This window comes from Micromonospora sp. NPDC003197 (assembly GCF_053590565.1).
The window spans coordinates 1-25,128 of record NZ_JBSFTE010000029.1 but is presented as its reverse complement, the minus strand read 5'-3'; the positions used below and the strand labels follow the sequence as shown (position 1 = coordinate 25,128).

General features: G+C 69.7%; 24 protein-coding genes, 1 pseudogene and 1 riboswitch. Of the genes and pseudogenes, 13 read left to right on the top strand and 12 right to left on the bottom strand.

Annotated elements, in window-relative coordinates:
* Positions 1-12 precede the first annotated feature (12 nt).
* Positions 13-1,005, bottom strand: coding sequence for an LLM class flavin-dependent oxidoreductase (locus ACWDV4_RS25355; protein ID WP_449983340.1), 993 nt, complete (start codon positions 1,003-1,005; stop codon positions 13-15).
* A 237-nt stretch (positions 1,006-1,242) separates the two neighbouring features.
* Between ACWDV4_RS25355 and coaD the strand changes: the two genes are divergently transcribed.
* Positions 1,243-1,680 (top strand): pantetheine-phosphate adenylyltransferase, encoded by a 438-nt coding sequence (coaD, locus tag ACWDV4_RS25350; protein ID WP_449983338.1) that lies wholly within the window; start codon positions 1,243-1,245, stop codon positions 1,678-1,680.
* 118 nt (positions 1,681-1,798) lie between these two features.
* Here coaD and ACWDV4_RS25345 read toward each other — a convergent pair whose 3' ends face one another.
* Positions 1,799-2,560, bottom strand: a complete 762-nt coding sequence (locus ACWDV4_RS25345; RefSeq protein ID WP_449983335.1) for a class I SAM-dependent methyltransferase — start codon at positions 2,558-2,560, stop codon at positions 1,799-1,801.
* An 88-nt stretch (positions 2,561-2,648) separates the two neighbouring features.
* Between ACWDV4_RS25345 and ACWDV4_RS25340 the strand changes: the two genes are divergently transcribed.
* Together ACWDV4_RS25340 and ACWDV4_RS25335 are read left to right on the top strand one after the other, a co-directional pair.
* Positions 2,649-3,650 carry a tyrosine-type recombinase/integrase gene (locus ACWDV4_RS25340; RefSeq protein ID WP_449983333.1) on the top strand — a complete coding sequence of 334 codons (1,002 nt, stop codon included), beginning with the start codon at positions 2,649-2,651 and terminating at the stop codon, positions 3,648-3,650.
* Positions 3,651-3,781: 131 nt separating this feature from the next.
* The gene (locus ACWDV4_RS25335; protein ID WP_449983330.1) at positions 3,782-4,360 is read left to right on the top strand and encodes a TetR/AcrR family transcriptional regulator; all 579 of its coding nucleotides are present in this window, start codon (positions 3,782-3,784) and stop codon (positions 4,358-4,360) included.
* 228 nt (positions 4,361-4,588) lie between these two features.
* Here ACWDV4_RS25335 and ACWDV4_RS25330 read toward each other — a convergent pair whose 3' ends face one another.
* On the bottom strand, positions 4,589-5,383 hold the full coding sequence (locus tag ACWDV4_RS25330; RefSeq protein ID WP_449983327.1) for an endonuclease/exonuclease/phosphatase family protein: 795 nt from the start codon (positions 5,381-5,383) through the stop codon (positions 4,589-4,591).
* Positions 5,384-5,619: 236 nt separating this feature from the next.
* Here ACWDV4_RS25330 and ACWDV4_RS25325 point away from each other — a divergent pair, with 236 nt between their 5' ends.
* Positions 5,620-6,387, top strand: a complete 768-nt coding sequence (locus tag ACWDV4_RS25325; protein WP_449983325.1) for a sulfite exporter TauE/SafE family protein — start codon at positions 5,620-5,622, stop codon at positions 6,385-6,387.
* Between the two features lie 198 nt (positions 6,388-6,585).
* On the opposite strand, the gene ACWDV4_RS25320 is transcribed toward ACWDV4_RS25325, so the two are convergent.
* From ACWDV4_RS25320 to ACWDV4_RS25310, 3 genes are all read right to left on the bottom strand, one after another.
* Complete coding sequence (locus tag ACWDV4_RS25320) at positions 6,586-7,398, bottom strand: TIGR02452 family protein (protein ID WP_449983322.1); 813 nt, start codon at positions 7,396-7,398, stop codon at positions 6,586-6,588.
* An 85-nt stretch (positions 7,399-7,483) separates the two neighbouring features.
* Entirely contained in the window at positions 7,484-7,993 is a 510-nt protein-coding gene (gene def, locus ACWDV4_RS25315) for a peptide deformylase (protein WP_449983319.1), read from the bottom strand.
* Positions 7,994-8,089: 96 nt separating this feature from the next.
* Entirely contained in the window at positions 8,090-8,725 is a 636-nt protein-coding gene (locus tag ACWDV4_RS25310) for a helix-turn-helix domain-containing protein (RefSeq protein WP_449983511.1), read from the bottom strand.
* Between the two features lie 128 nt (positions 8,726-8,853).
* Between ACWDV4_RS25310 and ACWDV4_RS25305 the strand changes: the two genes are divergently transcribed.
* Complete coding sequence (locus tag ACWDV4_RS25305) at positions 8,854-9,516, top strand: hypothetical protein (protein ID WP_449983316.1); 663 nt, start codon at positions 8,854-8,856, stop codon at positions 9,514-9,516.
* Positions 9,513-10,262 (top strand): isocitrate lyase/PEP mutase family protein, encoded by a 750-nt coding sequence (locus tag ACWDV4_RS25300; RefSeq protein ID WP_449983313.1) that lies wholly within the window; start codon positions 9,513-9,515, stop codon positions 10,260-10,262. Before ACWDV4_RS25305 ends, ACWDV4_RS25300 begins: the two co-directional genes overlap by 4 nt.
* Positions 10,263-10,364: 102 nt before the next feature.
* Here the strand turns inward: ACWDV4_RS25300 and ACWDV4_RS25295 are convergent, their stop codons facing one another.
* Positions 10,365-10,748 carry a hypothetical protein gene (locus ACWDV4_RS25295; RefSeq protein ID WP_449983310.1) on the bottom strand — a complete coding sequence of 128 codons (384 nt, stop codon included), beginning with the start codon at positions 10,746-10,748 and terminating at the stop codon, positions 10,365-10,367.
* A gap of 482 nt (positions 10,749-11,230) precedes the next feature.
* On the opposite strand from ACWDV4_RS25295, the gene ACWDV4_RS25290 reads away from it, so the two are divergent.
* The 4 genes and pseudogenes from ACWDV4_RS25290 to ACWDV4_RS25275 all read left to right on the top strand — a co-directional run bounded on the left by ACWDV4_RS25290 (position 11,231) and on the right by ACWDV4_RS25275 (position 16,005).
* Positions 11,231-13,879 carry a DEAD/DEAH box helicase gene (locus ACWDV4_RS25290; RefSeq protein WP_449983307.1) on the top strand — a complete coding sequence of 883 codons (2,649 nt, stop codon included), beginning with the start codon at positions 11,231-11,233 and terminating at the stop codon, positions 13,877-13,879.
* On the top strand, positions 13,876-15,177 hold the full coding sequence (locus tag ACWDV4_RS25285; protein WP_449983304.1) for an SWIM zinc finger family protein: 1,302 nt from the start codon (positions 13,876-13,878) through the stop codon (positions 15,175-15,177). The genes ACWDV4_RS25290 and ACWDV4_RS25285 overlap by 4 nt, the downstream gene beginning before the upstream one ends.
* Positions 15,178-15,206: 29 nt before the next feature.
* Positions 15,207-15,338: pseudogene (locus tag ACWDV4_RS25280) on the top strand (pyridoxamine 5'-phosphate oxidase family protein); the annotation flags it as partial.
* Positions 15,339-15,420: 82 nt separating this feature from the next.
* Positions 15,421-16,005 carry a GNAT family N-acetyltransferase gene (locus tag ACWDV4_RS25275; protein WP_449983301.1) on the top strand — a complete coding sequence of 195 codons (585 nt, stop codon included), beginning with the start codon at positions 15,421-15,423 and terminating at the stop codon, positions 16,003-16,005.
* Positions 16,006-16,021: 16 nt separating this feature from the next.
* Here the strand turns inward: ACWDV4_RS25275 and ACWDV4_RS25270 are convergent, their stop codons facing one another.
* Entirely contained in the window at positions 16,022-17,236 is a 1,215-nt protein-coding gene (locus tag ACWDV4_RS25270; protein ID WP_449983298.1) for a chorismate-binding protein, read from the bottom strand.
* A gap of 125 nt (positions 17,237-17,361) precedes the next feature.
* On the opposite strand from ACWDV4_RS25270, the gene ACWDV4_RS25265 reads away from it, so the two are divergent.
* A complete protein-coding gene (locus tag ACWDV4_RS25265) occupies positions 17,362-17,562 on the top strand; it encodes a DUF5999 family protein (protein WP_184538567.1) in 201 nt (66 codons plus the stop codon).
* A gap of 85 nt (positions 17,563-17,647) precedes the next feature.
* Here ACWDV4_RS25265 and gcvP read toward each other — a convergent pair whose 3' ends face one another.
* From gcvP to ACWDV4_RS25245, 4 genes are all read right to left on the bottom strand, one after another.
* Positions 17,648-20,488 (bottom strand): aminomethyl-transferring glycine dehydrogenase, encoded by a 2,841-nt coding sequence (gene gcvP / locus ACWDV4_RS25260; protein ID WP_449983295.1) that lies wholly within the window; start codon positions 20,486-20,488, stop codon positions 17,648-17,650.
* A gap of 82 nt (positions 20,489-20,570) precedes the next feature.
* A riboswitch (glycine riboswitch) is annotated at positions 20,571-20,668 on the bottom strand.
* A gap of 142 nt (positions 20,669-20,810) precedes the next feature.
* Entirely contained in the window at positions 20,811-21,551 is a 741-nt protein-coding gene (locus ACWDV4_RS25255) for a DivIVA domain-containing protein (protein WP_449983293.1), read from the bottom strand.
* Between the two features lie 10 nt (positions 21,552-21,561).
* Positions 21,562-22,734 carry a globin domain-containing protein gene (locus ACWDV4_RS25250; RefSeq protein WP_449983290.1) on the bottom strand — a complete coding sequence of 391 codons (1,173 nt, stop codon included), beginning with the start codon at positions 22,732-22,734 and terminating at the stop codon, positions 21,562-21,564.
* A 2-nt stretch (positions 22,735-22,736) separates the two neighbouring features.
* Positions 22,737-23,147: a group I truncated hemoglobin gene (locus ACWDV4_RS25245; protein ID WP_449983287.1), complete on the bottom strand. Its 411-nt coding sequence runs from the start codon at positions 23,145-23,147 to the stop codon at positions 22,737-22,739.
* A 266-nt stretch (positions 23,148-23,413) separates the two neighbouring features.
* On the opposite strand from ACWDV4_RS25245, the gene ACWDV4_RS25240 reads away from it, so the two are divergent.
* Together ACWDV4_RS25240 and ACWDV4_RS25235 are read left to right on the top strand one after the other, a co-directional pair.
* Positions 23,414-24,556 (top strand): hypothetical protein, encoded by a 1,143-nt coding sequence (locus ACWDV4_RS25240; RefSeq protein ID WP_449983284.1) that lies wholly within the window; start codon positions 23,414-23,416, stop codon positions 24,554-24,556.
* A gap of 182 nt (positions 24,557-24,738) precedes the next feature.
* Positions 24,739-25,080 carry an RNA polymerase-binding protein RbpA gene (locus tag ACWDV4_RS25235; protein WP_449983281.1) on the top strand — a complete coding sequence of 114 codons (342 nt, stop codon included), beginning with the start codon at positions 24,739-24,741 and terminating at the stop codon, positions 25,078-25,080.
* The last annotated feature ends 48 nt before the right edge of the window (positions 25,081-25,128 follow it).

The following is a 25,128-nucleotide window of genomic DNA, read 5'->3' as shown; positions in this document are numbered from 1 at the left end:
AGTCCGGTCTGGTTACGGCCCAGTCGACAGACCCAACGCCTCAGCCGTCAACTGCACCGAACGCAGACGGTCGGCCACAGCAGCAGTCTGGTGCGCGACGATCAGCTCGTCGGCACCCACGTGGTCGGCAAAGCCGGTCAGAAACTCCCTGACCGCCGGCGGCGTGCCCACAGCGGTGTACTTCAGGTTGTGCTCGATCGTCCGGCCATGCGCAGAGGCGAGAATCTGATCAGCCTCCTCATCGGTGATGGAACGGCCCCGGCCCAGAAACATCCGGACCCAACGACGCTTGAGGGCCTGGAACTGACGCTGGGCGTCGACATCCGAGTCAGCAGCGACCACGTTGGCAGCGGCAATGACATACGGTCGATCCAGCTGATCAGAAGGCCGGAACTCGCGACGGTAGAGCGCGACGGCGTCCTCAAGCGCATTCGGCGCGAAGTGGGAGGCAAAGGAGTACGGCAGTCCCAGCGCGGCGGCAAGCTTCGCACCGAAGAGCGAGGAGCCGAGGATGTAAAGGGGGACATTGGTGCCCTTACCCGGGATGGCGTCCACGCCCGCAATCACGCTGTCTCCGCTGAGATAACCCCGCAGCTCCTGCACATCCTGCGGAAAGGAATCAGCGGAATGCGGGGTGCGGCGCAGCGCACGCAGCGTGTTCTGGTCAGTACCAGGCGCCCGACCCAACCCAAGATCGATACGGTCGGGGTGCAGGGTTGCCAGAGTGCCGAACTGCTCCGCAACAGTGAGCGGGGAGTGGTTGGGGAGCATGACACCACCCGCGCCAAGACGGATGGTGCTGGTCTGCTGGGCGATGTGCGCAATAAGTACCGCGGGAGCCGACGACGCGATGGAGGCGCTGTTGTGATGCTCGGCGTACCAGACACGCCGATAGCCGACCGCCTCCGCGAGCTGGGCGAGTTCCACGCTGCCCCGAAGGCTCTCGGCGGCACTCTCACCCGCGCCGATGGTAGCCAGATCAAGGATGGAGAGAGGAACAGTCAACGGGCGAACCTTTCGTGCAGGAGCAGCGGCGTACCAGGCGCGGTGCCGCATACGAGTCTGCCAGGACCAGCGCCCAGCAGAGCCTGGGTTATTCCGCCAGTGACCAGGAAGCAGTCAGCTCACCGAGGGTGATCATATGACGCGCGAAGCGATCTCCAGCAGTACCGGCGTTCGTTGGGGAAGCGCCTCTATGCGGAGAGGAGACGCTCGACCCGTATGGGTAGCTAGCATGTGTCGATGCTGCACAAGGCTGTGGGCGATCCCCAAAGCTCCCGAGCTGTCTATCCCGGAACGTTCGACCCCTTCACTGACGGTCATCGAGATCTCGTCGATCGGGCGCGGCGCTTGTTCGAACACGTAACGGTGCTGGTCGCGGTCAACGATGAGAAGCGGCCCACCAAGACCGGTACGGAACGGGCGCTGAACATCCGTGCCGTTCTCCCGGCGGACTGGGGGAACGTGACCGTCGCAGCCTGGAGCGGGCTGACCGTGGCCTACTGTCAGCAACACGGAGCCGGAGTGATCATTCGTGGCGCGCGAAACGCTATCGACGTGGTGCGTGAGAATCAGCTGGCAGCCATGAACGAGACGCTGGGTATCACGACCCTGTTCATGCCGGCTCGGGCCGAACTTGCGGCGATTTCCTCGACTGCGGTCCGCGCCGCTGCGATCTAGCCGGACCCTTCTTGCGCATGTTGCCCCATCAACTCCTTGGTTCGATAATGTACATTATGTCAACCTAGCGGTTCTGGAGTGGCTGAACCGGTGCCCCGCAGAGGCGTGACAGGCCGCGTCAAGCCCGGCTGGCGACCACAATGATTTCCGGGCTCGTGTCGCTGACTTCGCTACGGTCCCAGTCGCCGCACCAGCCGTCGACGTGGAAGCCGGCCACAGCAAGCAGGCATCGCAGACGGCTCGGGTCAACGAACCGGAGTGTGCTGCCGCTGACCGCCACGTGGCCAGTCGCCGGCCACCGGTAGCTGGTGGCGAAGTCGACCAGGTCCGGCTCGCGGGCTCCGCGAAGCTCGTGGCTGACCTCCACCTCCTCACCCGTTGGCGCGTACACCGTGGTACGGGTCAGCTCAGGTGTCCAGCGTTCCCACGCCCGTACGGCGGGGTTGCGAGTCTCGAAGACGAGCCGTCCACCCGGGGTGAGATGGCGGCGGAAGCCGGCGAGCGCGGCGTGGAAGTCCTGATCGTTGAGCAGCACCTGGAAGGCGTGACCGGTCATGGTGATCAGCTCGAAGGACCGCCCGATGTCGAGGGTCCGCGCTTCCGCCTGGAGCCAGGTGACATCGCTGCGTTTGGCGCGGGCGACGGCGAGCATTGCGGCTGCAGGGTCGAGGCCGACGAGGTCCCCTGGGTGGCTCGCCTGGCGGGCTCGGCGTAGCAGTTCGCCTGTGCCGCAGCCCACGTCGAGCGCGGATCTGGCGGCCATGACGTGGTCCAGGTAGAAGTCGTCGGATGGCGCCCACGGGTTGAGTGCGTCGTAGAGTACGGCGAGCCGCTGGTCGCCGTACGCGGGATCGACGTCGTGGAGCGGTTTGGTTGGCATGTCGAGCATTGGAACAAGATGTCTCCCCTTCCCGGTTGGGGCGCTCCACACCTGGGCAAATACCCGAAAATAATGCATAATATCTCTTATGCAGGACAAAGTGGACAGTCGAGTTTTGCTGCTGGTGGAGGACTTTCTCACCGACCGGGCCACCCGCAAGCCTTCTCCGCACACGCTGCAGGCATACCGGCGCGACCTGATCGCGATCGCGCAACTGGTGGCCGACGATCCGACCACTCCCCTCCCCCTGGCCGAGTTGTCGATCACCGCCTTGACCGCAAGGTCTCTGCGTACGGCGTTCAGCCGGTTCGCCGCTCCCCGGGCTGCCGCTTCCATCTATCGCGCCTGGTCGACCTGGAACAGCTTCTTCACGTTCCTGGTGGCTGACGGGATCGTCCCGGGTAATCCGATGCCGGCGGTGGGTAAACCGAAGGTGGCCACTCCCCTGCCCAAGCCGCTGCGGGGCGAGGACACTCCGGAGCAGTTGCTGACCGCGGTGTCTCGGGACGATCAGCGACAGCGACACCCCTGGCCGGAACGGGATCTCGCCGTACTCGCGTTGGCGCTGTGCGCGGGGTTGCGTCTGTCGGAGCTGCTGTCGCTGCGGGTGGGATCGCTGGCGGGACGGCCCGGCGAGCGCCGGGTGGAGGTGCTCGGCAAGGGGGGCCACCCCAGGGTGATCCCGATCGAGCCGGAGTTGGACGAGGTGCTGACCGGTTACCTGGACAGTCGGCGGCGCCGGTTCGGGGCACGGTCGGTGGTACGCGATTCGGCGCTGCTGGTGGATCGCCATGGTGAGTCGCTGCGCCGGGGTGGGCTGCAGTATCTCGTTGATTCGTGCTATCGACGGGCCGGGATCGCTGATCGGGTGCCGAAGGGGGCGCGGCTGCATGCGCTGCGGCATACGTTCGCGACGCGGTTGGCGGAGGATGGCGCAAGCGCTTCGGAGATCATGCGGTTGTTGGGGCATTCGAGTTTGGCGACGAGCCAGAACTACATCGATGTGACGGCTGGTCAGCAGCGGGCGGCGGTGCGGGCTAACCGTACGAACCGGGTGTTGGTCGGGCTGTTGCCGGGCGCGGAATCGTAAGCGGGGTTGATTTGGCGGAGTCGTGATTCAACCACCAGAGGGGCCCAGCTGGAACGTCAACGCTCGACGTGCCGGCGCTACCGTAGCACGGTATTTGAACCGAAGGTCAAATACCGTGCTACGGTAGCGCCGTGGGCAGGCCGAAGCAGTTCGATCCAGACGTGGCGGTGGAGCGCGCGATGGGCGTGTTCTGGCGTAAGGGGTACGCGGCGACGACACCTCAGGACCTCGTGGACGAGATCGGCATCGGCAAGGGCAGTCTGTACAACACCTTCGGCAGCAAGCACGCATTGTTCGAACGCGCGCTGGCATGCTACCGCGACGCACAGGCCGCTTGGCTGACAGAGCTTCTCGACCATCCCGGTTCGGCGAAGGACCGGCTGCGGGGCGCACTGCAAGCCCTGGTTGAGCTTGACTTGGGTGACCAGGATCGGCGCGGCTGCATGGCAGTCAACACCGCCGCCGAGTCGGCCTCCTCGGATGCCGAGACGGCCGACACTGTGCGCAAGATGTTCGCGCGTACGGAGAGCGCATTCCGGGCGACTGTCGAGGAAGGCCAGCGGGCTGGCGAGATCAATGGTGACCGCGATGCGGCGGCGGTGGCCGCCTGGTTGCTCGCGACGGTGATCGGCATGCGGATACTGGCGAAGACCGCCGAGGATGCCACGCAGTTGGAGCGGGTCGTGGACGCGGCGATGGGGTCGCTTTAGTCAGCACTGTCGAACGTTGGCCCTTTTTGTGGGCTTGTTTTGTACCTGCCGGTGCGGTTGGGGCGGCGATGTGCGACTGGGCGCTGCGCCGGCACCTGGTTGAGCGGATCGGGTCCGGCCGGGCGCTGATGGTCACACCGGACGGCGAGCGGGTCTTCGGAGAGTCGTTCGGAATCGATGTGGCACCAGCAAGGACGGGGCGGACCTGACTCGTGATCGGTGGGCGGGTCAGCTCAGGGGGTGTTGGGCGAGGTCGACGACGAGTGGCCGGTGGTCGGAGATGGTGGACAGGGGTGCGCCGACGGCGGTGACCGGTGGCAGTGTCTCGGCGCCGCGTGGGTCGGCGAGGATGTGGTCGAGTTGGACTCGGGGTTGTCCGGCCGGGTAGGTGGGTTGGCGGCCGAGTGATCGCCAGCGGGATACGAGCGCGGCGGGTCTGGCTGGCAGGTTGAGGTCGCCGAGGAGTAGGCGCGGCGGGGGCATGGTGCGTAGGGCACGGATGACCTGGCGTAGTTGGCGGAGGTTCCAGCCGGGTACGAAGGACAGGTGGGTGGCGCCGACGGTGATGGGGCCGACTGGGGTGTCGAGGATGGCGGCGAGGAGTACGCGGGGTTCGTCGCGGAGTAGGAGTAGTCCCCCGCCGGGGCCGGGCACGTAGACAGGTGATCGGATGGGGGCTGGGGTGAGTCGGGTGACCTGCCAGGTGTGGGCTGGGTAGCGGCTGACGAGGCCGACGCCGTAGAGGGGTTCGCCGTTGCCGTCGTCGTCGGAGGTGAGGGGGCGGATGTGTTCGCCTGGGGTGCCGACGACGGCGGCGGCGAATTGGTGGGTGGGGGCGTTCATGGCTCGGGCGGCGATGCTGGTGAGGTCGAGGTGTCCGCTGCGGGCTTGGTCGCGGTCGACTTCCTGGAGGGCGAGGATGTCGGCGTCGAGGGCGGTGACGGCGGCGGCGAACCGGGTCTGGTCGACGAGGTTGTCGTGCAGGGATCGGCCGTGGAGCAGGTTGAAGGTCGCTAGCCGCACATTTGCCACTTTACTGCGTTGTTATGGGAGTTTTGTCGGCTGATGTTCAAGGTGTTGGTGTGGTCAGTGTTGTTGTTCGTGGCGGTGGGTGCGGTGGGTGTGTGGTTGCGTCGGCGGCGGGGTCGGTGAGGCGCTGAGCCGCAGGTGATGGCGGCTGATGTAAGGGTTTTGGCGGGTCGGTGAGACCTGACACAGCTGGCCTCGGGTGGTGGGTGGGGCGGGAAGAATGCCGCCTCGTGGATGCTGGTTCGCTGATTACTCTGCTGGCGGCTGCGGCGGCGGCAGGGTGGGTGGATGCTGTCGTTGGCGGGGGTGGCTTGTTGCTGCTGCCCGCTCTGCTCATTGCCGCGCCGGGGGTGCCGTTGGCGACGGCGTTGGGGACGAACAAGCTGGCAGCGATCGCGGGGACGAGTACGGCGGCGCTGACGTACGCCCGGCGTACGAAGATCGATTGGCGGGTGGCGGGTCCGGCTGCTGGCCTGGCGGTGGTCTTTGCTGGGGTTGGGGCGGCGTTGGCTGGCAGTGTGCCGGCGTCGGCATATCGCCCGGTGGTGCTCGGGGTGCTGGTCGCGGTGGCGCTGTTCGTGTCGTTGCGTCCTCGGCTGGGGGTGGTGGCGCAGCCGGAGCGACGGACCCGGGGGCGGATGGCCGCGGCGGTGGCGGTGGCCGGTGGTGGCATCGCCGTGTACGACGGGATGATTGGGCCGGGTACGGGCACGTTCCTGGTATTGACGTTCACGACGTTGGTGGGGGCCGACTTCGTCCATGGTTCGGCGATGGCGAAGCTGGTCAACGCGGGGACGAATCTGGGTGCTCTGGTGGTGTTCGCGTCAGCGGGTCACGTGTGGTGGACGTTGGGCGCGGCGATGGCCGTGTGCAACATCATCGGGGCGGCGTTGGGGGCGCGGATGGCGTTGCGGCGCGGTTCGGGTTTCGTCCGGATCGTGTTGCTGGTCGTGGTGATCGTCCTGGTGGTGAAGTTGGCCTACGACCAGTGGGCGTGATCATGCGGCGGGGAGCTGGACCTGTCGGCAACGGCTTGCTGGAAGCAATACGAGGTCTGGTGGTGGCCTCGCTCTGGGGCGTGCCACAGGCGGCAGCTCAGACGGGTCGCCGAGCGCCACCGAGCAGCAGGGGCCGCTGTCGTCGTGGCTGCCGGGTGTCGTTGGGGGTGCTGTGCGAAGGATGCTTCCCTCTTGTGCTCAGTTTCCGGGCGGGGTGGTGAGGACCTTTTCGAAGGCGGCGTACACCGGGGTGTGGGGCAGGTTGTCGTAGACCGCGAAGACCACCCGGTCGAACCGGTCGACCTCCCGCAGGGCCTCGGCGAAGGCGTTGGCGACCGTCGTCGGGTCGTTGCGGAACACGCCGCAGCCCCAGGCGCCGAGCACGAGGGTGCGGTGCCGGTGTGCGGCGGCGATCTGGAGGATTCGTCGGGCCCGGCGGTGCAGCACGGCCGGTACGTCGGCGGTGTGGGCGGGCTGGTTGCGCAGGATCGCGCCGAGGTTGGGGGCGGCGGCGGTCAGAAACGTCGTCCGGTACGGCTGGTCGAGCAGGTTTCCCTTGTCGTCGCGGAAGACGGGTACGCCCGGCGAGTAGATGACCCGGTCGCTGTAGCGCAGGTCCCGCTGCTCTCGGTGGTAGGCGTAGAAGTCGGGTGCGGCGAGCAGGCACGGGTACAGGGCTGATGAGCGGGCGATGCTCTCCTCCTGCGCTTTGGCACCGCCCAGGAATCCGCCGCCGGGGTTCTTGGCCGAGGCGAACACCAGGCATGCGGCGTCGCCGCCGAGCCGCCGGGCGGCCATGAGGGTCGATTCGCGGGTCACCTCGATGGTGGGTGTGGTGGCCGGCGTGGTGGGTGTCGGCAGTGCCTCGTCGGGCAGGTGGTGGCGGGTGCCGGTGACCGCGGCGGTGACTGCGTCGCCGATGGGGATCGGTTTGCCGGATGGGTTGTGGTATTCGCCGGCTTCGGCGATGGCTACGGTTTGCCGGGCGATCTCCCGGAGCCGGCCGCTCATCGGGGTGGGCGTGGGTCGGCTGGTTGCTGTCGCACGCGGGCAGGCTATCGGCGTACCGGGTGGGCGTTCAACGGGGTTTGGCGGCTTACCCTTGCTGGTTCGGTGCGCTGTACCGGCCGGCGCGGATCTCGCGTAGGGCCCGACGACGGGTGTCGCCGCGCAGCGTGTCGACGTAGAGGCGTCCGTTGAGGTGGTCGGTTTCGTGTTGCAGGGCGCGGGCGAGGAAGCCGCTGCCGGTGATGGTGAGGGGTTCGCCGTGCTGGTCGAAGCCGTGGGCGGTGGCGTGCATGGCCCGGGGGGTCGGGAAGTAGAGGTCGGGGATGGACAGGCAGCCTTCGTCGTCGTCCTGGAGTTCTTCGGACAGTTCCAGGGTGGGGTTGATGAGGTGACCGCGGTGCCCGTCGGCGTCGTAGACGAAGACCCGGGCGCTGATCCCGATCTGTGGGGCGGCAACGCCGGCCCGGCCGGGGGCGCCGAGCATGGTGTCCATGAGGTCGGTAACCAGGTTACGCAGTTCGGCGTCGAAGGTGGTGATGGGTTCGCACGGGGTGCGCAGTACGGGGTCGCCGATGATCCGGATGGGCCGCATGGTCATGACCGAGAGGCTATCGGTTCGTTACCGGCAGGTGGTGCGCGACCCGGGTATGGGTGCCGGGTGGCGTGGGGCAGGGCCGGCGCGTGGGGTGCGGGGTTAGTCGATGCCGGTGATGCCCAGTAGGTCGTGTAGTGCGGCTTTGCCGGTGGGAGTCAGTCGTACTGCTCGGCTCGATCCGATTCGGGTCAGCCAGCCGTTGTGGTGGAAGGTGTGGCACAGCTTTGCCCCGGCTACTCCGGCGAGGTGTGGCCGTCGCTCGGTCCAGTCGAGGCACGCTCGCGCCAGGGGGCGGGTGCCGGGCCGCAGTTCGTCTGGGGGTAGCCCGAGTGGGCCGGTCAACCATGCGTGTCCGGCGGCGGTTAACGCGAAGCCACTGGTTTGGTCTAGCAGTCCTGCCTCGGTCATCGCGTCGGTCAGCATGACGCCGAGCCGCCCGGCGAGGTGGTCGTAGCAGGTGCGGCCCCGGCGTAGTGCCTCGTTCGTGGTTGCCGCGCGCAGTCCACGGGTCGGGGTGGGTGTGGGGTTGATTCGGGCAACCATGTCCTCGAGGAGGGCCGCGACGGACGCGTCAGCCAGTTGTACGTATCGGTGGCGGCCTTGGTGGTGCTGTACCAACAGGCCCGCGTCGATGAGTCGGTGTAGGTGTTCGGTTGCGGTGGAGGGGGCGACTCCGCTTTGTCGGGCGAGTTCCCCTGCGGTCCACGCCCGGCCGTCGAGCAGCGCGAGACACATTGTGGCCCGGGTGGGGTCGGCGAGCGCTGCCGCGAATGCGGCAAGGTCGGAGGCGGGGTTCACCAGGCCATTCTGCGGTCGGTTCGTTTCGGCGGGTACCGAAGGGTCGTGGTCCTAGCGTCGTTGTCATGCGAGAGTTCAGCAGTCCCGAGGTCGCCCGTGCCGTCCTGCGTGACCCGACCTTCGTGGTGCCTACTGTGGCCCCGGCATCCGGTGGGGTCGCCTGGCTACGGGCCAACGTCGGTCGGTTCAGCAACGGAGAGGCGCACCTACGTCGCCGTGCCCTGGCCACCGCGATCCTGGACAGGGTGCCGCTGGCTGCCCTGCGGGAGGTCGGACGGGCGCATCCGGTGGCGGTTCTGGCCGAGGCGATGGGAATCGGTGAGCCTGTCGTGCCGCTGGTGCGGGACGTCGCGCAGGCGTATCAGCCGGGCACAGGTGACCCGCGGGTGGCCGATGCGGCGCTGACGAGGCTTGTCCCGGTTTGCGGCGGCGAGTTCGACGAGCAGACCGCGGCCCGCATCGGAGTGCTTGTGCAGGCGCACGACGCGACCACGATCCTGATCGCCCGGGCTCGGCACCGCCCTATTGAGGAGGTGCTGTATGCCGATCCGCCGGTGGCGGCCACGAAACGACAGGCGACGGTGACCACCTCTTTGGGGGGCGTCACCATCGTCGCTGGCGAGGTGGTGCGGGTCGGTCTGGGGGGCGGGCTGGCCTTCGGTGCCGGTGCCCGCCGGTGTCCTGGCCGTGCTCATGCGCTTGCGCTGGCCGAGGGGGCCCGTGGATGACAGAGTTCGCTGACCTGCACCGGCATGGTGACCCGCTGGTTCTGCCTAATGTGTGGGATGTTGCCTCGGCCCGATGGCTCGTTGCGGCTGGTTTCGTTGCGTTGGGCACGACCAGTCTCGGCCTCGCCGCCGCCTGCGGGCTGCCCGACGGGGTGGGTGCCACCGACTTCGAGGCGGTGCGGTTGACCCGTCGACTGGCGCAGCTTCCGGTCCCGCTCACCGTCGACATTGAGACCGGCTCGGTTGCCACCGCGGTGGAGGTGGCCGCCGCTGGTGCGGTCGGGGTCAACGTGGAGGACGGTATGGGGTGTGCCGAGGCGCATGCGGCGCTGATTACCGCGGTGAAACGGGAGGTGCCGGGGTTGTTCGTCAATGCCCGGACGGACACGTACTGGCAGCGTCCCGGTGATCTGGCCGAGACCTTGCATCGGGTACGGCGCTATGCCGACGCCGGCGCTGATGGCGTGTTCGTGCCCGGCTTGGCCGAACCTGCCGACATCGCTGCTGTGGTTGCGGCGGTTGACGTGCCGGTCAATGTGCTGTTTCTGCCCGGCCGGCACACCGTGGCCGCGCTGGCCGACCTGGGGGTGCGGCGGATCAGCATGGGTTCCTTGCTGTTTCGCGCTGCCCTGGCCGCTACTGTGGACACCGCTTTGGCTGTCCGTGACGGGGGTGAACTTCGCTCTGATCTTCCGTCCTATGCGCAGGTCAACTGTCCGATTTTCGGCGGCCTCGGACCTGTCTGAGCTAATCTGCGGCTCGCTGACGGCGAGGAGGATCAGGGTATGTTCGCGCCGCGAACGTACCCGCCATGGGGGCCGCCCGTAGGTTTCCGCCCGAAAACAACGCTAGGCGGTTGACCAGGGCTTTTTCGGATCGAGGTGGTGCACCTGGTCCGTCACGGCTGCCAGGAGGGCAGTGAGTGCGGGAGCGGGTGGTGTGTCTCGGGTGGCGGCTGCCAGGAGGCGTTTGAGGGTGGTTTCGGCGATGTCGCGGATCGCGAGCGCGGGGTCTTTGCTGGGCAGGGTCAGGGTTGGCATCAGGGCGACGGCGGTGGCGGCACGGACGAGTTCGAGTTGGACGTCGGCGTCGCTGGAGCGGTGCCGCAGGTCGGGTTCGTAGCCGCCGAGGGCGCGGCAGGTGCCGACGACCACGCCGATTCGGCCGCCCTGGCACCGTAAAGTTGCGGCGAGGCCCGCGCAGACCGTCCCTGAAACGGTCCGCTTCGGCATCTCGGCCCCGGTCCCCCAGGTCTGTCTAGCCACCGGCGGGCGAGCTGCGCGTACTCGCTGCCCGACACCCGCCGTCACCGGCGACGCGGAGTGCGACTCGATTAACCACGGTCGGCGTCAGCCCCCGGCATCCTCGGTAACCACGACAACCGCCGCCGCTGATCCTTGGCGTTGTTTGTGGTCCGGAAACTACGGGTGGGCCCATAGGGAAAAGGTGACCACCAAGCGGAATACTGTACGGCGTATGGCGTGTTGTGCGGTGGGCGTGCACAGGTCAGGCGGAAGGCGGGGCATTGGCGGAACAAGCTGTTGATGTGGCTGGCGGTGGGGTGGTGTTCGAGGCGGCGGACCCACCTAGGGCGGGGACGCTGACGTTTTGGGCCGCCGACGGGATCGACCTCCCGGTCGGCGTGGGACAACCGGGCGAGCTGACGGTGGTCGTGGCCGAACCCGGGGCGGTCGACTTACGTACGGTGCCGGCCGTGCGTCTGCCAGTCGGTGCGGGGGTTGCGCTGCTGCTCGCGGCGGCCCGGGATGCAAAGGGCGGCGAGGCGGCAGCCCAAGGCGCCGCTGGCCCGGCGGTGGCGTTCTGGGCTGCGGCGGCCCGGCTGGCGCTGCATCTGGTGGCCCGGCAGCGGATCCTGCCCGGCCTCTCCCCCGCCGGTGTGGATGCCTGGCGGGTCGGCCCGTTGGACCCGAGCGATGTCACCCGGATCGCGGAACTGGCAGCGGCAATGCCGGCGGCGGCCCGGGCGGTACCGGTGCCGGGCCGCCGCCCACTGGAACTGCCCGAGGCGCAGAGCCTGCTGCGGGGATTCCTGGACGCGGTCGCCGACACGATGCCCCGTACGGTGGCACTGGCCCGGGCCACCGGTGCGACCGTGTTCGCCGACACGGCGGCCCATCAGGTTCCTGACCTGCGGGCGTGGGCCGACGAGATACGCGCCGGGCACGACTCGGGGATCCGGGTGTCGCTGCGGCTGGAAACCACCGACGCGCACATCGAACAGGCGGCGCTGCGGGTGGTGGCGCAGGTGCACAGCCGTACCGACCCGAGCCTGGTCGTCGACGCCGGACAGCTGTGGGCGGCGACCGGTCACGGGTTCGGCGAGTCGGACCGGGTCGACACGATGCTGGCCGTACGTCGGGCCGCGCGGCTGTGGCCGGTGCTGGGGCGGCTGCTGGACACCGCCGTACCCGAGCCACTGGTCCTCGGCGACGAGGAGGTCACCGAACTGCTCGACGGGGTTGCCGACCGGCTCGCCGAGGCGGGGATCGCCGTGCACTGGCCCCGGGAGCTGGTGCGGGAGTTGACCTTCGGTGTCGTGGTGGGTGGCGGGGACGGGCCGCTGTCGGACGTACCGGGTTTCTTCGGTGGGGATCGGGTGCTGTCGTTCGACTGGCGGCTGGCGTTGCGCGGGCAGCCGTTGACCGAGGTCGAACTGGACGTCCTGGCCGAGACGCACCGACCGATGGTGCGGCTACGTAACGAGTGGCTGCTGGTGGACCCGGAACTGGTCCGTCGGGCCCGGGAGCGCCACCTGAAACCGTTGTCCGCCATCGATGCGCTCGGTGCGGCGTTGACCGGGTCGGTGGAGGTCAACGGAGAACGGGTCGAGGTGGCCGCGAGCGGCTGGCTGGAGACGGTACGGCAGCGGCTGGCCGACGGTGGCGGCGGTCGGGAGGTGTCGGCACCGGCCGGGTTGGCGGCCCAGTTGCGCGACTACCAGTTGCAGGGGTTGCGCTGGTTGGCGGGGCTGACGTCGTTGGGGCTCGGTGGGTGTCTCGCCGACGACATGGGACTCGGTAAGACGATCACCCTGATCGCGTTGCACCTGCACCGGCAGGCCGAGACTACCCCGGCTGACGGCGGGCCGGGCGGGCCGACGCTGGTGGTCTGCCCGGCTTCCCTGCTGGGCAACTGGGAACGGGAGATCGGCCGGTTCGCCCCGGACACCCCGGTACGGCGATACCACGGCGGCGGGCGGTCCCTGGACGGGATCAGCGGCGACGGTGTCGTGCTGACCACGTACGCGACGATGCGGTTGGACGCCGACCGGTTGGCGGCGGCGCGGTGGGGGCTGGTCGTGGCCGACGAGGCGCAACACGCGAAGAACCCGCTGTCGGGTACGGCGAAGGCGTTGCGGGCGATTCCAGCCGGGGCCCGGGTGGCGTTGACCGGAACCCCGGTGGAGAACAACCTCACCGAGCTGTGGTCGATTCTGGACTGGACGACTCCGGGGCTGCTGGGCACGCTCACCGGGTTCCGGGCCCGCTGGGCGCGGCCGATCGAGGCCGACCGGGACGCCGAGGTGAGTGCGCGGCTGTCCCGGCTGGTGCGGCCGTTCCTGCTGCGTCGGCGTAAGTCCGATCCGGGGATCGCCCCGGAACTGCCGGCGAAGACGGTGACCGATCGGCCGGTGTCGCTGACCGTCGAACAGGCCGGCCTGTACGAGGCGGTGGTGCGGGAGATCATGGCGCAGATCCGGGACAGTGACGGGATGGCCCGGCGTGGGCTGATCGTCAAGCTGCTCACCGGGTTGAAGCAGATCTGCAACCATCCCGCGCAGTATTTGAAAGAGCCGCAGCCACGGTTGGCGGGCCGGTCGGGCAAGTTGGAGTTGCTCGACGAACTGTTGGACATCATTCTGCCCGCCGACGGGGCGGTGCTGGTGTTCACCCAGTATGTGGCGATGGCCCGGCTCATCGAACGGCACCTGCGGGACCGGGGTATCGGGTCGCAGTTGTTACACGGTGGCACTCCGGTGGCCAGGCGGGAGGAACTGGTCGGCCGGTTCCAGGACGGTGCGGTGCCGGTGTTCCTGCTGTCGTTGAAGGCGGCCGGTACCGGGTTGAACCTCACCCGTGCCGATCATGTCGTGCACTACGACCGGTGGTGGAATCCGGCGGTGGAGCAGCAGGCCACCGACCGGGCGTACCGGATTGGGCAGACCCGGCCGGTGCAGGTGCACCGGCTGATCGCCGAGGGCACTGTGGAGGACCGGATCGCCGCGATGCTGGCCGCCAAACAGGATCTGGCTGATGCGGTGTTGGGGTCTGGGGAGGCGGCGTTGACCGAGTTGACCGATGCCGAACTGGCGGAGCTGGTCGAGTTGCGGAGGGCACCGTGAGTACGTTCGACGACGGGCCGGTGCGTGGCTTTCCGGCGTTTCCGCCGGCCGGGCGCGGCGGGCGGCGGGCCCGTACCTGGTGGGGCACCGCCTGGGTGCGGGCGTTGGAGGACACGTCTCTGGATCGGGAGCCGCTGCGGCAGGGCCGGCGGTACGCGGGCACCGGCCGGGTTGGGGCGATCACCGTCTCCCCCGGCCGGATCGCCGCGTCGGTGCACGACGGCACCGAGGATGTCGACTACCAGACCCGGGTACGGGTCGAACCGTTGACCGACGCCGAGTGGGCCCGGTTTCTTGACGAGGTGACGCGTAAGGCCGGGCACGTTGCGGCGCTGTTGGACCGGGAGATGCCCCGCGAGTTGGTGGCTGCCGCCGACGACGCCGGGGTGCGGTTGCTTCCCGGTCTGGGTGACCTGCAACCGGACTGCGACTGCCCGGACTGGGAGTTTCCGTGCCGGCACGCGGCCGCGCTGTGTTACCAGGTGGCCTGGCTGCTCGACGCGGACCCGTTCGTGTTGCTGCTGATCCGGGGACGCAGTGAGCAGGAGGTGCGCGACGCGGTGCGGCGGCGCAGTGTGCGGGTGGGGCCGACCACCGCTGCTCCGGTCGGGGCGGACACTGATGCTGGCGCGGTCGGTCGGGATGTCGGGTTGGACGCCGGTTCCGGTCTGGTCGGGTCGGGCACGCCAGCGCTCGAGGCGTACGCCCGGCCGGTGCCGCCGCTGCCGGCCGACCCGCCTGCCCTGCCCGCTGGTGGGACGTGGCCGGGTGTGCCGGCCGCGCCGGGGGTGGATCCGGACGCCCTGCGGATGCTCGCTGCCGATGCCGCGACCCGGGCGGTGCAGTTGCTCGCCTGGGACGGGGTCGGTAGCCCGCCCGGGGAGACCGACCTGTGGCGCGAGAGTGTGCGGCTGGCCGCGTCGTATCCGGACGTTGCGGTGGCGGCCCGGTTGTGCCGGGCCGGTGGCTGGGTCGCGGTGGACCTGGCCCGGGCCGCCCGGGCCTGGGAGTACGGCGGGGCCGCCGGCCTGGATGTGCTGGAGACGCCGGCCAGTCCACCGAGGGCGGTGCTGGCTCGGGCCGCCGCGGCTTTGGCCAGTGGCTGGGAGGGCGAGGATCCGCCGGAGGTGACGGTGTGGCGCAACCGGTGGACCCTGCCTGGACGGGGGGTGCAGGTGCGGTACGGGCCAGACGGACGCTGGTATCCGTACCGGGAGGAGAACACGGGTGACTGGTGGCCGGCGGGCCCGTACCGCCCCGATCCGGCCGCCGCGCTCGCCGAGCTACTCGACGCGTGACAGGTGGGGCTTCAGGGGTAGGGTTCCTCATGGTCAACGTGGCGAACCCGTGGCTGGTCGGCCCGGCCCCGAAGAAGCGACTGCCCCGCGAGCAGTTGGCGGAGCGGATCCTCAACCTGCTGTCGTCGCAGAACATGTGCGTGCTGGCCACCGTCTCACCGCGTCAGTTATGGTCCCGGGACCCGGCTGGGGTAAGCCGGTAATCGTGTTGCGGCCGGTGAGCGTGCTGTCGAGCATGTTCCGGTGCAGATATTTCTGGAGACCGAGCGGTTGGTCTTGCGCCGGTTCACCGTCGACGATGTGGGCAACCTCGTGGATCTGAATGCTGACCCGGAGGTGATGCGGTACCTGACCGGTGGTGAGCCCACGCCCCGGCAGGTGGTCCGCGACGAGATCATCCCGAGGTTTTTGGGCTACTACGACCAGTACGAGGAGTACGGCTTCTGGGCGGCCGTCGAGAAGGCAACCGGCGAGTTCGTTGGCTGGTTCCACTTCCGCCCATACCAGCAGGAGACACGTTCGGACGGCAGCCGCCGGGACGGGATCGAGCTGGGCTACCGGCTGCGCCGCTGTGCGTGGGGCACGGGGTACGCCACCGAAGGGTCCCGGGCACTGATCGACAAGGGGTTCACCGAGGGGGACGTCAAGCGGGTGTACGCCGAGACGATGGCGGTGAACATCGGCTCCCGGCGGGTTATGGAGAAGGCCGGCCTGCGCTATGTCCGTACCTTCCATCCGGAGTGGCCGCAGCCGATTCCGGGCAGCGAGCACGGCGAGGTGGAGTACGCGTTGACCCGGGACGAATGGGTGGCCGGCGGGGGCCGCTGATCGGGTGGTGTGCGGTTCACGGGGTGGCCAGGGCGGCGCGGATCGGCGCGGCCTTGGCCGCCGCCTCGGCCACCTCGGCGTGCGGGTCGCTGCCCCAGGTGATCCCGCCGCCGGCCCACAGGTGGACCCGGTCGGTGTCGACCGCGACGGTGCGGATGGTCAACCCCAGGTCGATGCGGTCGGTTCCGACCCAGCCGAACGCGCCCATGCTGGCTCCCCGGCCGACGGGTTCCAGGGCGGCGATCTGGTCCAGCGCGGCGAGCTTGGGGGCGCCGGTGACCGACCCGCCGGGGCAGACCGCGCGCAGCAGGTCGGCCAGGCCGACGCCGTCGGCGAGCTGCGCCGACACCGTCGACTCCGCCTGCCACAGGTCACACCAGCGGCGTACGGCGTACAGCTCGTCGACCCGCACCGACCCGGTACGCGCCACCTGGGCCAGGTCGTTACGTTCCAGGTCGACGATCATGACGTGTTCGGCGCGTTCCTTGGTGGAGGCGAGCAGTTCCCGGCGGCCGGTATCGGTGGCCGGTCGGGTGCCCTTGATCGGCCGGGTGATGGCCCGCCCGCCGGTGACCTCGACCAGGGTTTCCGGTGAGGCGCAGCCGATGGCCCAGCCGGGGCCGGTGAGCACCCCGCCGTAACGGGCCCCGGGTAGCCGGCTGAGCCGGGCCAGGGCGGGCAGCGGATCACCGGTGTACGGCGCGGCGCTGTGTCCGACCACGTTGACCTGGTAGACGTCGCCTCGGCCGATGGCGGCCCTGGCCGCCTCGACGGCGTCGGCGTGTTGCTGTGCGGTCCAGCTCGCCTGCCAGGGTCCGAGCCGCCAGCCGGTCGGGGCGCCCCCGATGGTGGTCGCCGGTTCGGGGGGTGCCTGGTGGTGTTCGTAGACGACCATCACCAGGTCGGGTACGGCCGGTGCCGGGCTGGGCGGGCAGGTGGGGGCACCGGCCAGGATCGCGCTGGCGGCGGCGGAGATGAACAGGGCCGCTCCGCAGGGTGCGCCCGGATCATGGGCGGCGGTGCCGGGCCGGACGACGGACGGAAGGTTTCCGGTCAGCTGCCTGGCGAGCCCGTGGCCGGCCAGGAAGTCGCCGGCCAGGACGGCCGGGTCGCCGCCGTCGCCCACCCACCACTGCAACCGGTCACGTTCCCGCAGGAATCCGGCGCACAACGGCGGTACGACTGCCGGGGCTGTCAGTGTTCGCACGACGAGTGGACCTATCTGCCTCATCCGTTGGGTGGATTCTGCGGGGTTGCTGTCGGATATTGCTCGATGTAGTGCGGTTTCGCTTGGTACTGTGCGTCACTGGTCATGTGAACCATGCCACAGCACCCCCCACAGTCCGGAGATCCCCGATGTGCCAGCACCAGCCCACCTGTCCCTCCGCCGAAGCAACCGACCGAGATGCTGCCCGGGTCATCGCCTGCTTTCCTGAGCAGGGATGGAGTCTGCTCTGCAACGGTGTGATCGTGTTCGAGGACACCGGTGAGCTACTGCCCGACGGCAGCCCGATCGCCCCGCACCGCGGCCCGGCCCGGCACGCACTGGCCGCCTGATCCCGCTACTGGCGGTAGTCGCCGCTGTCGGTGACGTAGCGGGGGGCGGGCCCTCCGACCGGACCCGCCCCGATGCGCACGCCGCTCAGTTCTCGAACGCCTCCGGCGGCGGACAGGCGCAGACCAGGTTACGGTCGCCGTACGCACCGTCGATACGACGTACCGGCGGCCAGTACTTCGCCGCCCGATCCACCCCGGCAGGGTAGGCCGCCACCGATCGCGGGTACGGGCGGTTCCACTCGTCGGCGGTGACCATCCCCGCCGTGTGTGGCGCGTTGGACAGCGGGTTGTCCCCCGCCGGCCACTGCCCCGACCCGACCCGGTCGATCTCCTCCCGGATCGCGATCATCGCGTCGCAGAACCGGTCCAACTCCGCCAGATCCTCGCTCTCGGTCGGTTCCACCATCAGCGTCCCCGCCACCGGGAAGGACATGGTCGGCGCGTGGAACCCGTAGTCGATCAGCCGCTTCGCCACGTCGTCCACGCTCACCCCGGTCGCCTTGGTCAACGGTCGTAGGTCCAGGATGCACTCGTGCGCGACCAGCCCCTTGTTGCCGCTGTAGAGCACCGGGTAGTGCCCGCGTAGCCGGGCCGCCACATAGTTGGCTGCCAGCACCGCCGCGCCGGTGGCCCGAGCCAGCCCATCCGGGCCCATCATCCGCAGGTAGGCCCACGGGATGGGCAGGATGCCGGCCGACCCGTGCCGAGCTGCGGAAATCGCCGGCCGGGCTACGGTCGCATCGCCTTCGGCGGTGGCGGCGGTCAGCGGGTCGCCGGGCAGGTACGGGGCCAGGTGCGACCGGACCGCGACCGGACCGACCCCGGGACCCCCACCGCCGTGCGGGATGCAGAACGTCTTGTGCAGGTTGAGATGGGACACGTCGGCACCGAACGCACCCGGCTTGGCGAACCCGAGCAGCGCGTTGAGGTTGGCGCCGTCGACGTACACCTGGCCCCCAGCGTCGTGGACCTTGGCGCACAGCGAAGCGATGCCCGTCTCGTACACCCCATGGGTGGACGGGTAGGTCACCATGATCGCGGCCAGGACGTCCCGATACGCCTCGATCTTGCGGTCCAGGTCGACCAGGTCGACGTTGCCCTCGGTGTCACAAGCCACCACGACCACCCGCATGCCGGCCATCACCGCGCTGGCGGCGTTGGTGCCGTGCGCCGACGACGGGATCAGACACACGTCACGGTGCCCCTCGCCCCGGTCCCGGTGGTAGCCACGGATCGCGAGCAGGCCGGCGAGTTCCCCCTGCGAGCCGGCGTTGGGCTGCACGCTGACCGCGTCGTAGCCGGTCACCTCGGCCAGCCAGCCCTCCAGGGAGGCCACCAGATCGCGGTAGCCGGCAGTCTGCTCGGCCGGCGCGAACGGGTGGATGTCGGCGAACTCCGGCCAGCTCACCGGCTCCATCTCGGTGGTGGCGTTGAGCTTCATCGTGCACGAGCCCAGCGGGATCATTCCCCGGTCCAGGGCGTAGTCGGAGTCGGCCAGCCGCCGCAGGTACCGCAGCATCGCCGTCTCCGACCGGTGGGCGTGGAACACCGGGTGGGTCAGGAAGTCGCTGCCGCGGGCCAGGCCGGCGGGCAGCGCCGGTTCGGCCCGACCGGTGAACCGGGGCACCCCGAAGGCCGCCCAGACCGCCGCCAGGTGCGCCTCGGTGGTGGTCTCGTCGCAGGCGATCCCCACCCGGTCGTCGTCGACCAGCCGCAGGTTGATGCCCTGCTCGGCGGCGGCAGCCACCACCTGTTCCGCCCGGCCGGGCACCACGGCGGTCACGGTGTCGAAGAAGTCGTCGTGAGCGACGGTGACCCCGCCAGCGCGTAGCCCGGCAGCCAGGGTCGCGGCCTGCGTGCCGGTCCGCCAGGCGATCGCGGTCAACCCGTCCGGGCCGTGGTAGACGGCGTACATGCTGGCCATCACGGCCAGCAGCACCTGGGCGGTGCAGATGTTGCTGGTCGCCTTCTCCCGGCGGATGTGCTGCTCGCGGGTCTGCAACGCCAGCCGATAAGCCCGGTTGCCGTCCGCGTCCCGGGACACCCCGACCAGACGGCCGGGCAGCATCCGCTCCAGGCCGGCCCGTACCGCCAGGTAGCCGGCGTGCGGCCCACCGAAGCCCAGCGGTACGCCGAAACGCTGGGTGGTGCCGGCGGCGATGTCGGCGCCGATCTCCCCCGGCGAGCGCAGCAGGGTCAACGCGAGCAGGTCGGCGGCGACGGTGACCAGGGCCCCGGCGGCGTGCGCGGCGCTGGTCAGGGCAGTGTGGTCGCGTACCGCACCGGATGCGCCCGGGTACTGCAGGTGCAGGCCGAAGAACTCCTCCGGCAGTGCCTCGGCGGCTAGGTCCAGCACCCGCACCTCGATGCCGAGCGGCTCGGCCCGGGTGGCGATCACCGCAATGGTCTGCGGCAGGGTGTCGGCGTCGACGACGTACACCGGGCTTTTGGTCTTGGCGGCGCGGCGGGCCAGGGTCATCGCCTCCGCCGCGGCGGTGCCCTCGTCGAGCATGGAAGCGTTTGCGGTGGCCAGCCCGGTCAGGTCGGTGACCATGGTCTGGAAGTTGAGCAGCGCCTCCAGCCGGCCCTGGCTGATCTCCGGCTGGTACGGCGTGTACGCGGTGTACCAGGCCGGGTTCTCCAGCACGTTGCGGCGGATCACCGCCGGGGTGTGGGTGCCGTGGTAGCCGAGCCCGATCATCGACACCGCCACGGTGTTACGGGCCGCGATGGCCCGCAGTTCGGCGATGGTCTCGGCCTCGGTGGCGGCTGGCGGCAGGTCCAGGGTGCCGTGCCAGCGGATCACCTCGGGGATCGCGGCGTCCATCAGCTCGTCGACGGAGGCGTAGCCCACGGTCTCCAGCATCCGGCGTTCCTCGCCGGGGTCCGGGCCGATGTGGCGGACGACGAAGGGTTCAGCGGTCATCGGGGGCGCTCCCGGAGGGCGAGGTCGACAGGGCGGCCTCCCCCTCTGTCGCGTCCACGCGAGGTGGAGACGCTCCACAGCGCCTGCCCACGAGGTCCTTTTGCCTGAGAGGTTCCGGGGAGGATTTGCCCCTTCGGCGCCGCCTGAACGGTTTCAGGTGGTCTCTCCCGCGTGGGTGGTACCGGCACTGGCCACGGTACCAGCCCTGATCAGCGGTTGATGATCTACCCGTACGGTGTGCGGTCGCCTGTCTCCTTTCTTGGTCAGCGCACGAATCCGGGGCCGGCGCGACATCGCGCCGGCCCCGGATTCGTGTGGTTCGTCAGCCCACCCAGCGGGGCTCGTTGCGGGGCAACGCCGCCGGGCCACCCCCGTCCCGCGCCACAACGGGAACGGGGCCAGCCGGGGTGGGGCCGGGTGGCGTGGGACCGGGTGGAACGTCGAGCCGGCCCATGGTGCGGGCCAGCTGCTCCCGGCCCTCACTGAGATGCTGGGCCGCGGCCTGCATGTGCGACATCATCATCTCGCCGAAGATCCGCAACGCCTCCCGGGTGGCGACGGAATCGTCGAACCGCGCCCCGGCCGAGGCGCGGTACTCCTGTACCGCCCGCTCGGCCTCCTGCCGGGCTTCCTCGGCGGCGGCCCGCAGATAGCTTTCGTACTGGGTGCGGGCGTACTCGGCCACCCGCCGGGCGTAGTCGTGGGCCTGGGCGATGATCTGTTCGGCCTCCCGCTGGGCCGAGGAAAGCAGGTTGACCTCCTTGGCCGCCGGCTGTTTTGCCTGGGAGCTGGCCAGCACCCCGTGCCGGTGCAACTCGACGTGGTCGTGCAGCCGCTCATTCTCCGCCCGCAGATCGGCGATCTGCGCCGCCAGCAGGTCGAATTCGTCGGCCACCTGAAGGCGGAACCGGTCCACATCCCGATGGTCGTAGCCACGGCGGGTGAACGACGAGGAGTCGAACTCCCATCGGCGGACCCGGTCGGCGGTGATGCGGATCCGGGCAGTGGTGGTGAAGCCGGACATCTGGGTGCCGTCGTATCGGCTGATCGGGGCTGCGCTCACTGAGCACCTCCTATGCCTCGGAAGCAGACCTGTTCTCCAGTGGACCGCTGGCCGTACGCCAACTCGGCCCGTACCAGTGCGTACCGGACCTTTCGTGGTGCAGCTGACCGCTGTGGTAGCCGGCCCGGAGCAACCGGTCGACCGCCCCGACGACCATCGGGTCCGACCCGCACAGGTAGACGTGCCGCGAACGGAAGTCACCGTCAGCCAGAACCCGGTCAATGACGTGCGTGGATTCGCCGGGGTGGGCCGGGTCGGCCCCGACGACGTAGCTGACCCGCAGCCACGGGTACGCGGCGGCCAGCTTGTCGATCGCATCCCGGTCGTAGAACTCCATCCGGGATCGGGCACCCACATACAGGTCGACCCGCCGGCCCGGTCCCGTCCCGGCGACCTGTTCGACGAGTGCCTTCAGTGGGGCCCAGCCGGTGCCGTCGGCCAACAGCAGCAGGTCACTGGTGCCGGCCCGGGTCAGGGTCAGCCGCTGCCCGACCGGGGCGGCCAGGTGCAGCTGGTCGCCGACGTTGATGCCGTAGACCAGCCGGGAACTGACCACCCCGCCGGGGGCGGCCCGCACGTGCAGTTCGAGGGTGCCGTCGGACCGGGGTGCGTTGGCTGGCGAGTAGTAGCGCCACGCCCGGGCGGCGGGGATGGACACCCCGACGGACTGCCCAGGTACGAAGGGCAGCAGGTACTGCGGACGCAGGGTGAGCACCGCGACGTCGAAGCCGCACCGGTCGTGTGCGACGACCTCGCCGACCCACCAGGGTGGGGCGACATTCTCCGCCGCCTTGGCCGCGTCGGTCATCACCTGGGCGACCAGCCCGTACGCCCCGGTCCAGTCCTGGGCGAGTTCGTCGGTCCACTGGTCGCCGAGGAAGTGTTGCAGGGTGGCCACCAGCGCCTCGCCCACCGCGGGATAGTGCTCGGCCGCCACCGCGAACTTGCGGTGGTCCGTGCCGAGGTCCTGCAGGTAGCCCACGAGCTGGTCGAGCTGGTCCACGTGGGACACGATGTGGCCCAGCGCGGTGACCAGCCGGTCCCGTTGGCCCGCCATGTTGGTCGGGAACATCTGCCGGGTGTCCGGGTGGGTGAGGAACAGCGTCGAATAGAAGTAGAGCGGCACCTGGTCGCCGTGGGCAGCGACCAGGGACCAGCTCTGTTTGAGTCGGGCGATGTCCACGGTCAGTGCCCGGTTGCCACAACCTGGTCCTGGACTTGGGCGAGGACCACCTGTACGTCAGCCAGGACATCGGCCGGCACCCCGAGTGCGGTCAGGGTCGCGACCAGGTGCTGTCCCACCCGGGCGTAGTGCTCGACGGGGATGTTCAACGGCTGGTGCGCCTCGGTCAGGCTGCGGCCGGTGTAGTTGTTCGGGCCACCGAGCACGGCCGTCAGCATCAGCACCATGTGCCGCCGCTGCTCCACCATGTCGGTCTTCCCGAAGTAGCCCACCAGGTCGCGATCGGCGAGTACGCGGTCGTAGAACAGTTCGACAGCAGTCTTCACGGCAGGTGTTCCGCCGATGCGTTCGTAGTGCGACTTCGGTGCGCTGCCCGGGGCGGTACGGGTGGCGTCTGCGTCAACTTCCGTCACGGTGTGTCCTTCCGGCATGGAGGGGTTGTCCGGGTGGGAACGTGGCTGGCGTCGACCGTGCAGGGGCCTCCCTGCCTGTTGCTGGGTCGACGCCAAAAGCCGCCTGTCGGACGATAGCGTGCGGATCATGTCGTGTCATGCCCGTAGCGTCTTATCCGGGACAAGATCGAACTTCGGGACTCGGCCCGGCACCTGTCCGCCCTGGACGCGTCGCACCCGTGGTGGCCCGAGGCCGCTCGCAGGCCGGGCACTAGACTTCCGCGGCAATGGACACCCAGGCCCCCATCGACGAGTCGCCCGCCGTCACCCGCCCCTGTGGACACTGCGGGCGGCCGGTGCCGCAGCGGGCCGCCGCCGGCCGCCCGTTCCGCTACTGCCGGGACAACGACGGGGCCTGCCAGCGTGCCTCCCGTAACAGCCGGATGCGGCACCGCAACGCCCCCGGGCTGGCCGGCCAGGTCGCCCGCACCTGGGAGGCGGTCGACCGCCTCGACCAGGTGGTCGACACGTTGACCGAGGCGCTGCACGCGGAACTGTCCCCGGCCGGGGTGGAACGGCAACTCGCGCAGGTACGGGCCGAGGCAGCCGCCCAGGTCGCCGCCGCCCAGACCGAACGCGACGAGGCCCGCCGGGACGCCGAGGCGGCCCGCCGTACCGCCACCGAGGCACGGCAGGAGACGCAGAACGCCACCGCCGAACGCGACGCCGCCCGCCGGGACGCCGCTACTGCCGCCCAGGCCACCGCCGAGGCCCACCACCGTACGACCGAAGCGCAGACCGCCCGCGACGAGGCGCAGCGCACGGCCAGCGCGGCACAGGCCCTACGGACGCAGGCCGAGCAGGACCGCGACGCCGCCCGCCAGGACGTGCAGGCGTTGCGTGGCCGGATCGAAGCCGCGCAACGGCAGATCGCTGAGCTGACCCGGGAACGGGACGCGTCCCGCGGCGACGCCGAACGGGCCGCCCACACGGCGACGGAGGCGCTCGGCCAGGCCAGCCACTTCCAGGCGGTCGCCGTCGAGGCGCGCAACGCGGCCGAGGCCGCCGCCCGCGACGCGGTGACCGCCCGGGGCGAGGTGGAACTGGCCCGCGTCGCCGCCGAGCAGGCCCGAGCCACGGCGGCCACGGCGACCGGGGAACTTGACCGAACCCGCGTCACCTTGGACCGGACCACCGCCGAGTTGGACCAGGCCCGGGGTGAACTGCGCACCGCCCGCGACGGCGCCACCGGCCTCGAGGGGCGCCTCACCGAGCTGGCCGTACGACTACGCGCGGCGGAAGCAGATCGTGACGCCACCGCAGCCCGGGCGGCACAGCTGTCGGCGCAGGTCGGCGATCTTGCCGCCGCGCTGGCCAGCCTCGGTGCCGCTGCTGTCCGGCCCGCCAGCGACGGCGGTGGCACCGCGTGAGGTGACGTTCGGCAGCGGGAACCGGGTGAGGCGACTCACCAGTCGCAATGGCCGGCTACGCTCGCATCGTTGCACCACAGGTAGCTTTTCCGGGTACCTTTCCTGTCGCAGCGGGAATCGCCCGCCCGGGACATGTCGTTACACCAAGAAGACCAGCACCGGAAACAAGGGGGAAACCGACCATGGGCGAGCGCATGCTGCGCGGAAGTCGTCTGGGAGCGGTCAGCTACGAGTCCGACCGCAACACGGAGCTCGCGCCGCGCCAGACTCGCGAGTACCTCTGCGCCAAGGGCCACCAGTTCGAGGTGCCCTTTGCCGTCGACGCCGAGGTACCGACCACCTGGGAATGCAAGTTCGACGGCAGCGTGGCCCGGCTGGTCGACGGTAACGAGCCGGAGCAGAAGAAGGCCAAGCCGCCGCGTACCCACTGGGACATGCTGCTGGAGCGTCGTTCCGTCGCCGAGCTGGAGGACATCCTCTCCGAACGGCTCCAGGAGGTCCGGACCCGGCGCGGCCGGGCCTGATCGACAGGCGTATCGCCGCCGTCGTTACCGGGAATTCCCGGTAACGAC

What these genes read in the sequence shown, in the direction of transcription:
- coaD (WP_449983338.1), top strand. Translation starts at nt 1,243, where the DNA reads ATGCTGCACAAGGCTGTGGGCGATCCCCAAAGCTCCCGAGCTGTCTAT.
- ACWDV4_RS25345 (WP_449983335.1), bottom strand. Translation starts at nt 2,560, where the DNA reads ATGCCAACCAAACCGCTCCACGACGTCGATCCCGCGTACGGCGACCAG.
- ACWDV4_RS25340 (WP_449983333.1), top strand. Translation starts at nt 2,649, where the DNA reads ATGCAGGACAAAGTGGACAGTCGAGTTTTGCTGCTGGTGGAGGACTTT.
- ACWDV4_RS25320 (WP_449983322.1), bottom strand. Translation starts at nt 7,398, where the DNA reads ATGAGCGGCCGGCTCCGGGAGATCGCCCGGCAAACCGTAGCCATCGCC.
- def (WP_449983319.1), bottom strand. Translation starts at nt 7,993, where the DNA reads ATGACCATGCGGCCCATCCGGATCATCGGCGACCCCGTACTGCGCACC.
- ACWDV4_RS25310 (WP_449983511.1), bottom strand. Translation starts at nt 8,725, where the DNA reads ATGTGTCTCGCGCTGCTCGACGGCCGGGCGTGGACCGCAGGGGAACTC.
- ACWDV4_RS25305 (WP_449983316.1), top strand. Translation starts at nt 8,854, where the DNA reads ATGCGAGAGTTCAGCAGTCCCGAGGTCGCCCGTGCCGTCCTGCGTGAC.
- ACWDV4_RS25300 (WP_449983313.1), top strand. Translation starts at nt 9,513, where the DNA reads ATGACAGAGTTCGCTGACCTGCACCGGCATGGTGACCCGCTGGTTCTG.
- ACWDV4_RS25295 (WP_449983310.1), bottom strand. Translation starts at nt 10,748, where the DNA reads ATGCCGAAGCGGACCGTTTCAGGGACGGTCTGCGCGGGCCTCGCCGCA.
- ACWDV4_RS25270 (WP_449983298.1), bottom strand. Translation starts at nt 17,236, where the DNA reads ATGAGGCAGATAGGTCCACTCGTCGTGCGAACACTGACAGCCCCGGCA.
- ACWDV4_RS25265 (WP_184538567.1), top strand. Translation starts at nt 17,362, where the DNA reads ATGTGCCAGCACCAGCCCACCTGTCCCTCCGCCGAAGCAACCGACCGA.
- gcvP (WP_449983295.1), bottom strand. Translation starts at nt 20,488, where the DNA reads ATGACCGCTGAACCCTTCGTCGTCCGCCACATCGGCCCGGACCCCGGC.
- ACWDV4_RS25240 (WP_449983284.1), top strand. Translation starts at nt 23,414, where the DNA reads ATGGACACCCAGGCCCCCATCGACGAGTCGCCCGCCGTCACCCGCCCC.
- ACWDV4_RS25235 (WP_449983281.1), top strand. Translation starts at nt 24,739, where the DNA reads ATGGGCGAGCGCATGCTGCGCGGAAGTCGTCTGGGAGCGGTCAGCTAC.